The following is an 11749-nucleotide window of genomic DNA, read 5'->3' on the forward strand; positions in this document are numbered from 1 at the left end:
CGGCGGGCAGGCTGGAGGTTACATCAGCACGATATCGTACTGCTCCTGGCTCAGGTTCGACTCGACCTGCAGCGACACCGGCTTGCCGATGAAGTCGATCAGCATCGCGAGATGCTGCGACTCCTCGTCGAGGAACAGGTCGATCACCTGCTGCGCGGCGATCACGCGGAATTCGCGCGGATTGAACTGGCGCGACTCGCGCAGGATCTCGCGCAGGATGTCGTAGCACACGGTGCGCGACGTCTTCACCTGGCCCTTGCCCTGGCAGGTCGGGCACGGCTCGCACAGCACGTGCGCGAGCGATTCGCGCGTGCGCTTGCGCGTCATCTCGACGAGCCCGAGCTGCGAGAAGCCGTTGACCGTCACGCGCGTGCGGTCGCGCGACAGCGCCTTCTTCAGCTCCGACAGCACCGCGTCGCGATGCTCGGCGTTCTCCATGTCGATGAAGTCGATGATGATGATCCCGCCGAGATTGCGCAGTCGCAATTGTCGCGCGATCGTGTGCGCGGCCTCGAGATTGGTCTTGAAGATCGTGTCGTCGAAGTTGCGTGCGCCGACGTAGCCGCCGGTGTTGACGTCGATCGTCGTCATCGCCTCGGTCTGGTCGATCATCAGGTAGCCGCCCGACTTCAGGTCGACGCGGCGCGACAGCGCGCGCTGGATCTCCGTCTCGATGTTGTACAGGTCGAACAGCGGCCGCTCGCCGGTGTAGTGATGCAGCTTCGGACTCACCGCCGGCGTGAACTCGCCCGCGAATTCCGCGAGGCGCTGGTACGTCTCGCGCGAATCGACCTGGATGCGCGTCGTGTCGTCGTTCGAGAAATCGCGCAGCACGCGCTGCGCGAGGTCGAGATCCTGGTACAGCAGGCTCGTCGCCGGCAGCCGCTGCGCCTGCGCGACGATCGTCGCCCAGGTCTTGCGCAGGTACGTGACGTCGCCGGCCAGTTCCTCGGAGGTGGCATCCTCGGCGATCGTGCGCACGATGTAGCCGCCTTTCTCGTCCGGCGGGATCACGGCGGTCAGGCGCGCGCGCACGGCCTCGCGCTCGGCTTCGCTCTCGATTTTCTGCGAGATGCCGATGTGCGGCTCCTGCGGCAGATATACGAGCGTGCGGCCTGCGATGCTGACTTGCGTCGACAGTCGCGCGCCCTTCGTGCCGATCGGATCCTTGATCACCTGGACCATCAGCGTCTGGCCTTCGAACACGATCTTCTCGATCGGCTGGTGCGGCGCGCCCGACTGCGGCTCGCCGGCGAGGCGCGGATGCCAGATGTCCGCGACGTGCAGGAACGCCGCGCGCTCCAGCCCGATGTCGATGAACGCCGACTGCATGCCGGGCAGCACGCGCACGACCTTGCCGAGGTAGATGTTGCCGACCCGCCCGCGCGACAGCGTGCGCTCGACGTGAAGCTCCTGCACCGCGCCTTGCTGGACGAGTGCGACCCGTGTTTCCTGGGGCGTGAGGTTGATCAGGATTTCTTCGTTCATGGTGGGATTCAGAAGGCGAGGCGCGCGGTGCGCAGCAACGCGGCAGTCTCAAAAAGGGGCAGACCCATGATACCCGAATGGGAACCGTCGATTCGCTCGATGAATTCGGCGGCGCGCCCCTGGATCGCATACGCGCCCGCCTTGCCGAACGGCTCGCCGGTTTCGACGTAGCGCGCGAATGCGTCGCGCGGTGCGGCCGAAAAGCGCACCGACGAGCGCGACAGCGCGGGCGGCAGCAGTTCGCCGTCGGCGCCGATCACGGCAACCGCGGTCAGCACCTCGTGTTCGCGGCCCGCGAGGCGGGTCAGCATCGCGAGCGCGTCGTCGGCGTCGGCCGGCTTGCCGAGGATCGCGCCGTCGATCGTCACCGTGGTATCGGCGACGAGCACCGGCGCGGCCGGCTTGCCGCTCGCGACGAGGCGCGCCCGCGCGGCCTCGGCCTTCGCGACGGTGACGCGCCGCACGTACGCATCGGCGGCTTCGCCGGGCAGTTCGGCTTCGAGCGCCTCGGCGTCCTCGTCGGGGCCCGGCAGCAGCAAGTCGAAGCGCACGCCGATCTGCTGCAGCAGTTCCTGGCGGCGTGGGCTTTGCGAAGCGAGGTAAAGAATCGGGAAAAGGGCGGAGGACGTGCTGGACGGCATGGTGTCGTTATCTCGGTGAGCGCGCGCGGCGCGCGTCCGAGGACGGCACGTCATGCGCGATGATAGGGATGATTCTGCGTGATGCTCCACGCCCGGTAAAGCTGTTCGGCAAGCAGCACGCGTACCATCCCGTGCGGCAGCGTCATGCTCGAGATGCGCAGCAGCACGTCGGCGCGCGCTTTCAGCTCCGGATCGAGCCCGTCGGCACCACCGATTACGAACGCGACGTCACGGCCGTCCTGCTGCCAGCCGGGCAGCGCCTGTGCGAGCTGCATGGTGGTCCAGTCGCGGCCGCGCTCGTCGAGCGCGACGATGCGCGCGCCCTTCGGCAGCGCGGCCTCGATCTTCTGCCGCTCGGCCGCCATCACGCTGTCCGCGCTGCGGCCGCCCGAACGCAGTTCGGGCTTGATCTCGCGCAGCTCGATGCGCAGCTCGGGCGGCATCCGCTTCGTGTATTCGTCGAAGCCGGACGCAATCCAGCCGGGCATCTTGTGGCCGACCGCGAGGATGAAAAGCTTCATCGGGACGACTCGCTGCGACTCAGCGGCGGCGGGCCGCCGTCTTGCGCGCCGGGCGTGCGGGCGCTTCTTCCTCGTCGTCCTCGCCTTCGCTGGCCGTCGCGAAACCGTCCTTGCCGCCGCCGAGCTTCATCCGCACGGGCTTGTCGCCCCAGATTTCCTCGAGGTTGTAATACTGGCGCAGCGCCGGTTGCAGGATGTGCACGACGGCGTCGCCGCAGTCGACCAGCACCCATTCGCCGGTGTCTTCGCCCTCGGAGCTGACGATGTCGCCGCCGGCTTCCTTGACCTTGTCGCGCACGCTCGACGCGAGTGCCTTGGTCTGGCGGTTCGACGTGCCCGACGCGACGATCACGCGGTCGAACAGTTCGGTCAGGTGGCTGGTGTTGAACACCTTGATGTCTTGCGCCTTGATGTCTTCGAGAGCGTCGACGATCACGCGCTGCAGTTTGCGGATATCCATGGAATCAGGAATGGTAGAGACGATGTTGAAGAATATAGGCCCAGACGGCGGCCGGCACATGCTCGGCCGACGCATCGGGCATTTGCGCGTGACGCGCGATGCATTCGCGCAGATGCGCGCGGATGTCGGTTGCGGCGATATCGAACGCCAGCGTCGTATCGATCAGCAGGTGGCCCGCCGGCGTCGTTTTCAGCACGTCGGCGCCGGCCTGCCGCCGCGCGATTTCCTGCGCGACGTCCGGCGACGCCGCGCCGAGGTCGAAACCCGGGCGCGTCGACGCGCACACGTGCGCGTAGTCGAACAGCTTGCGCCAGTCGCGCCAGGTGTCGAGCCGCACCAGCTGGTCGGCGCCGATCAGCAGCGACAGCGACGCCTCGGGGCCGATCCGCTCGCGCCAGCGCGCGAGCGTCTCGACCGTATAGGTCGGGCCGGCGTGCTCGATCTCGTCGGTTGCGACCGTGACCGTCACGCCGGGCAGGGACAGCGAGCCGGCAGCGGCTCGCGTCATCGCGAGCCGATGCTCGGCGGCCGACACGTCGCGCTTCTGGTACGGCTGCCCGGCCGGCAGCAGCGCGAGCTCGGTCAGGCCAAGCACGTCGGCGAACCGGCGCGCGAGCGCGAGGTGACCGTCGTGGATCGGGTCGAACGTGCCGCCCAGCAGGCCGATGCGACGTAACGGCGGGTGCGGCTGCGGGGTGGGGCGGGCGGTGGTGTCCAGAAAAACGTGTCCTGTTCTTGGGGCGGCGGGGCGCGGCGGGCTCACACCCAGTCGCGCGGCACGAGAAACTCGGTCAGGCGCGCTTCCGGCGAGCCCGGCTCGGGCTGCCAGTTGTAGCGCCAGTTCGCGACCGGCGGCATCGACATCAGGATCGATTCGGTCCGGCCGCCGCTTTGCAGGCCGAACAGCGTGCCGCGGTCGAACACGAGGTTGAATTCGACGTAGCGGCCGCGCCGGTAAGCCTGGAAGTCGTGCTCGCGCTCGCCGTACGGCAGTGCGGCACGGCGCTCGACGATCGGCAGGTACGCGTTCAGGAACGCGTCGCCGACGCTTTGCATCATCTCAAACGAGCGTTCGAATCCGGGCTCGGAGAAATCGTCGAAGAAGATCCCGCCGATGCCGCGCGTCTCGTTGCGGTGCTTCAGGAAGAAATACTCGTCGCACCAGGTCTTGAAGCGTGGGTAGAGCTCGGCGCCGAACGGATCGAGCGCGTCCTTGCAGACCTGGTGGAAATGCCGCGCGTCGTCCTCGAACGGATAAACCGGTGTCAGATCCATGCCGCCGCCGAACCAGAAGATCGGCGCCTCGCCCGGCTTCGTCGCGATCAGCATCCGCACGTTCATGTGCACGGTCGGGCAGTACGGGTTGCGCGGGTGCAGCACGAGCGACACACCGAGCGCCTCGAAGCCGCGGCCGGCCAGCTGCGGGCGCGCGGCGCTCGCCGACGGCGGCAGCGCGTCGCCCGCGACGTCGGAAAAACCGATCCCCGCGCGCTCGAACACGCGGCCGCCTTCGAGAATCCGCGTACAGCCGCCGCCGCGCAGCCGCTCTTCAGGGCCGCGCTGCCATGCGTCGGTCGCAAGCGGCGTGCCGTCGAGCGCGCCGAGCGCGTCGGCGATGCGAGCTTGCAGGCCCTGGAGGTAGGTGCGCACGCGTGGCACGTCGTAGGTGGAATCGGTCATGTCTGGACTGGGTGCCCCCGCGCGAAGCGGGGGCCGGAAAAAAGGCCGCTGCCGGGCATTCTATCGAACCCCGGCAGAGGGGCCTGCGCGAGCAGGGCGGCGGTCAGTGCGTCACGCGCTCTTGCGGTTCAGTGCACGGAAGCCGATGTCGCGCCGGTACTGCATGCCTTCGAAATTGATCTGGTTGATCGTGTCGTACGCATGCTGCTGCGCTTCGCGCACCGAATCGGCGAGGCCGACCACGCACAGCACGCGGCCGCCCGACGTGACGAGCTTGTCGCCTTCGGCGAGCGTCGTGCCCGCGTGGAACGTCACGGCCTGTGCCGTCTCGGCCGGGATCCCGTTGATGCGGTCGCCCTTGCGCGGCGCGTCCGGATAGCCGTGCGCGGCCAGCACGACGCCGAGCGCGGTGCGGCGATCCCAGTCGAGCTCGACCGAATCGAGCGTGCCCGCGATCGCCTGTTCGACGACCTTCGAGAAATCGCTCTTCAGGCGCGCCATGATCGGCTGCGTCTCGGGGTCGCCCATCCGGCAGTTGAACTCGAGCGTGCGCGGATTGCCTTCCTTGTCGATCATCAGGCCCGCGTACAGGAAGCCCGTGAAGCGGATGCCGTCCTTCTCCATCCCGCGGACCGTCGGCATGATGATTTCGCGCATCACGCGTGCGTGCATCTGCGGCGTGACGATCGGCGCGGGCGAATAGGCGCCCATGCCGCCTGTGTTCGGGCCGCGGTCCTCGTCGAGCAGGCGCTTGTGGTCCTGGCTCGATGCCAGTGCCAGCGCGTGCTTGCCGTCGACCATCACGATGAAGCTCGCTTCCTCGCCGTCGAGGAATTCCTCGATCACGACGCGCGCGCCGGCATCCCCCAGCTTGTTGCCCGACAGCATCATGTCGACCGCGGCATGCGCTTCTTCCAGCGTCATCGCGACGACGACGCCCTTGCCGGCCGCGAGGCCGTCGGCCTTCACGACGATCGGCGCACCCTTCGCGTCGATGTACGCGTGCGCGGCGGCGGCGTCGGAGAAGGTTTCGTAGTCGGCGGTCGGAATGCCGTGACGCTTCATGAACGCCTTCGCGAAATCCTTCGAGCTTTCGAGCTGCGCGGCTTCGCGGGTCGGGCCGAACACCTTCAGGCCGCGTGCGCGGAACAGGTTGACGATGCCGGCCGCGAGCGGCGCTTCCGGCCCGACGAGCGTGAACGCGACGCCTTCGCTTTCCGCGAAATCGGCCAGCGCGTCGAGCGACGTGATGTCGACGTTTTTCAGACGCTCGTCTTGCGCCGTGCCGCCATTGCCGGGCGCGACGTAGACCATCTGGACGCGCGGCGATTGCGCGAGCTTCCACGCGAGCGCATGTTCGCGGCCGCCTGAACCGACGACGAGTAGTTTCATGGGATTCCCCGCAGACTAGAAAACAGGGCGGCCGGCACGCTCAGGCGCGCCGGCCGCGAAATCGGTCGGGCCGCCGCCGTGACTGTGGGCACGGCGGCCGGCATCTCATTCCTCGACGATGACGGCGTTCGTATACACCTCCTGCACGTCGTCGAGGTTCTCGAGCGCGTCCAGGAGCTTCTGCATCTTTGCCGCATCGTCGCCGGTGAATTCGACTTCGTTCTGCGGCTTCATCGTCACTTCGGCGAGTTCGGCCTTGAAGCCCGCGGCTTCGAGCGCGTCCTTCACCGCCGAGAACGCCTGCCAGTCGCACAGCACCTCGATCGAGCCGTCGTCGTTCGTGCTGACGTCGTCCGCCCCGGCTTCGAGCGCCGCTTCCATCAGCGCGTCTTCCGACGTGCCGGGCGCGAACAGGAACTGGCCGACGTGATCGAACATGAACGCGACCGAACCGTCGGTGCCCATGTTGCCGCCGAACTTCGAGAATGCGTGGCGGACTTCCGCGACCGTGCGGGTGCGGTTGTCTGTCAGCGTGTCGACGATGATGGCCGCGCCGCTGATGCCGTAGCCTTCGTAACGGATTTCTTCGTAGTTCGCGCCGTCCGCGCCGCCGACACCGCGGTCGATCGCGCGCTTGACGTTGTCCTTCGGCATGTTGGCGTCGGCCGCCTTGTCGACCGCGAGACGCAGACGCGGGTTCGAATTCGCGTCGCCGCCGCCGAGACGGGCCGCGACCTGGATTTCCTTGATCAGGCGGGTCCAGATCTTGCCGCGCTTCGCGTCGGCTGCTGCCTTCTTATGCTTGATGTTGGCCCATTTCGAATGACCAGCCATACCTTTCTCCGTGCCCGGGCGCGCTGCGCGGGCGATTGTGCCAATGTGTCGTTGAATCGGCGGCCGTGTCGGCGGGCGTGATGCCGCGGGGCCGCGCGTGTCGAGTAGAACGTGATTTTATCACGCGGCGACCGTCGCTTCGGGGCCGCCGCGCATGGCCGAACGGCCGGTGCGGGCCGTCGCCGCGCACCGGCCGTTCGGCCCGGCCGCGGCGCGTCAGTTCTTGGTGCCGAACAGGCGGTCGCCCGCGTCGCCCAGGCCCGGCACGATGTACGCGTGCTCGTTCAGGTGCGAGTCGAGCGACGCGACGAACAGCTTCACGTCAGGGTGCGCATCCTGGAACACCTGCACGCCTTCGGGCGCGGCGACCAGCGCGACGAACATGATGTTCGCGGCCGGCACGTTGCGGCGCTTGAGCACGTCGACCGCGTGCACGGCCGAGTAGCCGGTCGCGACCATCGGGTCGCACAGGATGAAGATGCGGTCTTCGAGATCCGGCAGGCGCACCAGGTATTCGACCGGGCGGTGATCTTCCGCGCGGTACACGCCGATGTGGCCGACCCGCGCGGACGGGACCAGGTCGAGCAGGCCGTCCGACATCCCGATGCCCGCGCGCAGCACGGGCACGATCGCCAGCTTCTTGCCCGCGATCACCGGTGCGTCGACCGCGACGAGCGGGGTTTCGACCCGCTTGGTCGTGATCGGCAGGTTGCGGGTGATCTCGTAGCCCATCAGCAGCGTGATTTCGCGCAGCAGCTCGCGGAACGTGCGCGTCGACGTGTCCTTGTCGCGCATGTGCGTGAGCTTGTGCTGGATCAGCGGGTGATCGGTGATGAAGAGATTCGGGAAACGGCTGTCCTGTTTCATGACGGGGGCGCCTTGACGGCAAAAGGGGATCGGGGGCGGCGCCGGGCGCAAGCCGGCTGCCGCTTATGGCCGCAATTTTACCAAGGCGCGCCGCGCGATCCGGATATTATCGACGTCTCACGACAATCCGCGCGTCGTGTCAGCCCGTTCGCGACCGTTCGCCCGTCCGGCGATGCGGCCGAGCCGGGCCGCGCCGGCGCGCGTCGCCATAAAGGAATCGACGATGGATCTCGGCATCGCAGGAAAGACCGCACTCGTGTGCGCGGCGAGCAAGGGCCTCGGGCGCGGCTGCGCGGAAGCGCTGGCCGCCGAGGGCGTGAACCTCGTGATCGTCGCGCGCACGCGCGATACGCTGGAGGAAACCGCCGAGGAGATCCGCGCCGGGGCGAACGTGTCGGTCACCGCCGTCGCGTGTGACATCACGACGCCCGACGGGCGCGCGGCCGCGCTCGCCGCCTGCCCGCAGCCGGACATTCTCGTGAACAATGCGGGCGGGCCGCCGCCCGGCGACTTCCGCGATTTCTCGCACGACGACTGGATCCGCGCGCTCGAGTCGAACATGCTGACGCCGATCGAGCTGATCCGCGCGACCGTCGACGGGATGATCGGGCGCGGCTTCGGCCGGATCGTCAATATCACGAGTTCGGCCGTGAAGGCGCCGATCGACGTGCTCGCGCTGTCGAACGGCGCTCGCTCGGGGCTGACCGGCTTCGTCGCGGGGCTGTCGCGCAAGGTCGCCGGCCAGGGCGTGACGATCAACAACCTGCTGCCGGGTCTGTTCGACACCGACCGGATCGCGACGACGCTTGCCGCGTCGGCGAAGGCGCAGGGCGTGACGGTCGACGAACTGCGCGCGCGGCGCGCGAAGGAGATCCCGGCCGGGCGCCTCGGCACGCGTGCCGAATTCGGCGCCGCGTGCGCGTTTCTCTGCAGCGTGCATGCCGGCTATATCACCGGGCAGAACTGGCTGCTCGACGGCGGCGCGTATCCGGGCACCTTCTGACGCACGCACCGCCATTCACGAAGACGACAACCATCGAACCACGAAGGAACCGGAGATGAGCAAACCCCGCATCGCATTGATTGCGCACGACGCGAAGAAGGACGAGATCGTCGCGCTCACGGGCCAGTTCCGCGAGACGCTCGCGCAATGCCGGCTGGTCGCGACGGGCACGACGGGCAGCCGCATCGCCGCCGCGCACGGGCTCGAGGTCGAGCGCAAGCTGTCGGGGCCGCTCGGCGGCGACCTGCAGATCGGTGCGGAGCTGGCCGACGGCCGCGTCGACATCGTCGTGTTCCTGCGCGACCCGATGACCGCGCAGCCGCACGATCCGGACATCACCGCGCTGGTGCGCGCGTGCGACGTGCACGACGTGCCGGTCGCGACCAACGTCGCGACCGCGCGGATGCTGCTCGACGATCTGGCGCGGAACATGCAGGACGTCTGCTAGGGCGCGGGCTACAGATGAGCGCGCTCGGTCGGCGTCATCGGTCGCGTGGAGGATGCGGCAGATGACGCCGAGCGTTCAGGGTGTGTCGGCGGTGTGTCGACATGGGTGCCGATTGCGACGGGCGAGATCGGGGACCGGCGATCATCGTAGCGGCCAGAACCACACGGTCGATGCCGTCCAGTAGCAATCCGAGCTGCAGAGGGCGCGTTCACCGTCAATCAGGTCGATGTGGCCGCCACGGCCGTTCATGTAGCCTGGGATATTCCAGAACGCCACCACGCCTTTTCTGCCGGCAATGCCGGCTGTCGCGTCGTCCCGCCGAAACACTTCGGCTTTGCCGAAATACGCCGGCTCTGTCAGCATTCTGGCCAGTCTGGCTTGTCCGGCTTCAATGCGCCGCCCCCGGTGCGGACCTTTCTGAATCATGAGCCCGCCGCGCAATGTCATGCCGCTCCTGACGAGTGCCAGGCTGACCCGGATGGCGCAGGTATTCGCATACGACGGATTGGAGATCAGGTCCTGCCAGCCCAATGCCTCGTAAAGCGCTTCCCGCGAAACGGTTCTGTTGCTCGGGTAGTGGCTGCTCAGCAAAGAAAAGTGCGGTCTCAAACAAATGTTCTCCGATCAACGGCAAGGATATTTTTGTTGCAGGATGCGGATGACCAGTCCTGCTGCGTTTGCCCGCAACGCAACGTTCGGTAGTTTCCGGAGATCGCCGAGTACTTCGGAATCGATTTCTCCCGGTTTGACGCGCCCGTTGTCGCACCAGTCCTTGCCTTCGGAAGTATCGGCCACGCCGGCCAGATAACCGGTCATGGCGTGACGCTCGGCGTCGGCGTACGGCGTGTTGTCGGTGCGGCTCATGCCGTCGAGTAGTCGGGTGCCGTCGACACGCGGTACCCCTGCGCCGTGTGCGATGCCGATGCTTGCCGACAACGACGCGAAAACAAACACACTTCGGATGACAAAGACGTTCATGGCATGGGGCTCGTGGATTCGGCGAAAAGCAAAATAGCATGGCCGTCTTCCCCGCAGCTTCCTTCGACGCTCCACGGCAGGGCACGGCACGCGGGGCCGCCGGGCGGCAGCGCTTTGCCGTCGCGTACCCGGCGTCCATTTCATCTACCCTGCAAGTCGTGACTTGAAGGTGACAAAGTGTTGCGCATGACCGGCTGGACGTCGTGCCATCCCTCTTTCGCGAAAACCCTACGGACGTGAAGGGATTTCGGCGACGCGCTGCATACGACGCGCGAGAATCAGGCGCTGAGCCCTGCGTCTGCATGCATCGCCTATCGGGCGACATTGACGCGTTTGCCAGATCCGATTTCCAGACAAACGAGGAGCGAAACGATGCCGAAAGCAATCCGATACGACCAGCCGGGCGGCCCGGACGTGATGAAGTGGGTCGATGTCGAGGTCGGCGCGCCGAAAGCGGGCGAAGTCCGCATCCGGCAGCACGCGGTCGGGCTCAATTACATCGACGTGTATTTCCGTACGGGCCTCTATCCGCAGCCGCTGCCCGGCGGCCTCGGGATGGAGGCGGCGGGCGAGGTGACGGCCGTCGGCGACGGCGTGACCGCGCTCAAGGCGGGCGATCGCGTCGCGTACGTCGGGCAGCCGCCGGGCGCGTATGCGCAGGAGCGCGTGATGCCGGCCGAGCGGCTCGTGAAGCTGCCGGACGGAATCAGCTATGACGACGCGGCCTCGGTGATGCTGCAGGGGCTGACCGCGCACTACCTGCTGCGCCGCACCTACCCGGTGAAGGCCGGCGACACGATCCTGATCCATGCGGCGGCCGGCGGCGTCGGCCTGCTCGTGTGCCAGTGGGCGAAGGCGCTCGGCGCGACCGTGATCGGGACGGTCGGTTCCGACGAGAAGGCCGCGCTCGCGAAGGCGCACGGCTGCGATCATCCGATCGTCTATACGCGCGAGAACTTCACGCAGCGCGTGAAGGAGATCACGAACGGCGCGGGCGTGCCGGTCGTCTACGATTCGATCGGCAAGGACACCTACATCGGTTCGCTCGACTGCCTCGCGCCGCTCGGCTACTTCGTCAGCTTCGGCAATGCATCGGGCCCGCTGCCGGCGATCGACTCGAAGGAGTTCGCGTCGCGCGGCTCGTTGTTCTTCACGCGGCCGACGCTGTTCACGTACATCGCGAAGCGCGCCGATCTCGAAGCCGCGGCCGCCGAGCTGTTCGACGTGATCCTGTCGGGCAAGGTGAAGACGAGCATCAACCAGCGCTATCCGCTCGCGGAAGTCGGCCGCGCGCATGCCGACCTCGAATCGCGCAAGACGACCGGCTCGACGATCCTCATTCCCTGACGCTCCCTTCGTGCCGGCACCCCGCCGGCACGCGCCCTTGCGGGCGGCGCCGGCCGCCGCCCGTCCTGCTCCTGTCCCGCCCGCCGTCCT

At 67.5% G+C, this 11749-nt stretch carries 14 protein-coding genes; 3 read left to right on the forward strand and 11 right to left on the reverse strand.

The window, feature by feature from the left end; translation table 11 throughout:
* Nucleotides 1–18 precede the first annotated feature (18 nt).
* From rng to upp, 9 genes are all read right to left on the reverse strand, one after another.
* A complete protein-coding gene (gene rng, locus ACVK00_RS16240; protein WP_166725064.1) occupies nt 19–1488 on the reverse strand; it encodes a ribonuclease G in 1470 nt (489 codons plus the stop codon).
* An 8-nt stretch (nt 1489–1496) separates the two neighbouring features.
* Nucleotides 1497–2129, reverse strand: a complete 633-nt coding sequence (locus ACVK00_RS16245; RefSeq protein ID WP_284891063.1) for a Maf family protein — start codon at nt 2127–2129, stop codon at nt 1497–1499.
* 50 nt (nt 2130–2179) lie between these two features.
* Nucleotides 2180–2650: a 23S rRNA (pseudouridine(1915)-N(3))-methyltransferase RlmH gene (gene rlmH, locus ACVK00_RS16250; protein ID WP_011657522.1), complete on the reverse strand. Its 471-nt coding sequence runs from the start codon at nt 2648–2650 to the stop codon at nt 2180–2182.
* A gap of 19 nt (nt 2651–2669) precedes the next feature.
* Nucleotides 2670–3110: a ribosome silencing factor gene (gene rsfS, locus ACVK00_RS16255; RefSeq protein WP_006752218.1), complete on the reverse strand. Its 441-nt coding sequence runs from the start codon at nt 3108–3110 to the stop codon at nt 2670–2672.
* A gap of 4 nt (nt 3111–3114) precedes the next feature.
* Complete coding sequence (locus ACVK00_RS16260; protein ID WP_284891060.1) at nt 3115–3873, reverse strand: nicotinate-nucleotide adenylyltransferase; 759 nt, start codon at nt 3871–3873, stop codon at nt 3115–3117.
* Complete coding sequence (gene hemF / locus ACVK00_RS16265) at nt 3870–4790, reverse strand: oxygen-dependent coproporphyrinogen oxidase (protein WP_284891058.1); 921 nt, start codon at nt 4788–4790, stop codon at nt 3870–3872. Before hemF ends, ACVK00_RS16260 begins: the two co-directional genes overlap by 4 nt.
* A gap of 111 nt (nt 4791–4901) precedes the next feature.
* Nucleotides 4902–6182: a phosphoribosylamine--glycine ligase gene (gene purD / locus ACVK00_RS16270; protein WP_006752215.1), complete on the reverse strand. Its 1281-nt coding sequence runs from the start codon at nt 6180–6182 to the stop codon at nt 4902–4904.
* Between the two features lie 105 nt (nt 6183–6287).
* Nucleotides 6288–7016: a YebC/PmpR family DNA-binding transcriptional regulator gene (locus ACVK00_RS16275; RefSeq protein WP_006752214.1), complete on the reverse strand. Its 729-nt coding sequence runs from the start codon at nt 7014–7016 to the stop codon at nt 6288–6290.
* Nucleotides 7017–7232: 216 nt separating this feature from the next.
* The gene (gene upp, locus ACVK00_RS16280; RefSeq protein WP_006478229.1) at nt 7233–7883 is read right to left on the reverse strand and encodes a uracil phosphoribosyltransferase; all 651 of its coding nucleotides are present in this window, start codon (nt 7881–7883) and stop codon (nt 7233–7235) included.
* Between the two features lie 223 nt (nt 7884–8106).
* Between upp and ACVK00_RS16285 the strand changes: the two genes are divergently transcribed.
* The gene (locus ACVK00_RS16285; RefSeq protein ID WP_284891052.1) at nt 8107–8886 is read left to right on the forward strand and encodes an SDR family oxidoreductase; all 780 of its coding nucleotides are present in this window, start codon (nt 8107–8109) and stop codon (nt 8884–8886) included.
* A gap of 55 nt (nt 8887–8941) precedes the next feature.
* Nucleotides 8942–9334 carry a methylglyoxal synthase gene (locus ACVK00_RS16290; protein ID WP_228905037.1) on the forward strand — a complete coding sequence of 131 codons (393 nt, stop codon included), beginning with the start codon at nt 8942–8944 and terminating at the stop codon, nt 9332–9334.
* 141 nt (nt 9335–9475) lie between these two features.
* Here the strand turns inward: ACVK00_RS16290 and ACVK00_RS16295 are convergent, their stop codons facing one another.
* Together ACVK00_RS16295 and ACVK00_RS16300 are read right to left on the reverse strand one after the other, a co-directional pair.
* Complete coding sequence (locus ACVK00_RS16295; RefSeq protein ID WP_284891050.1) at nt 9476–9943, reverse strand: T6SS effector amidase Tae4 family protein; 468 nt, start codon at nt 9941–9943, stop codon at nt 9476–9478.
* Between the two features lie 15 nt (nt 9944–9958).
* Nucleotides 9959–10312: a Rap1a/Tai family immunity protein gene (locus ACVK00_RS16300; protein WP_175677880.1), complete on the reverse strand. Its 354-nt coding sequence runs from the start codon at nt 10310–10312 to the stop codon at nt 9959–9961.
* Between the two features lie 372 nt (nt 10313–10684).
* Between ACVK00_RS16300 and ACVK00_RS16305 the strand changes: the two genes are divergently transcribed.
* Nucleotides 10685–11659, forward strand: a complete 975-nt coding sequence (locus ACVK00_RS16305) for a quinone oxidoreductase family protein (RefSeq protein WP_166725070.1) — start codon at nt 10685–10687, stop codon at nt 11657–11659.
* Nucleotides 11660–11749: the final 90 nt, after the last annotated feature.

The sequence above is a fragment of the Burkholderia sp. PvR073 genome (assembly GCF_054055695.1).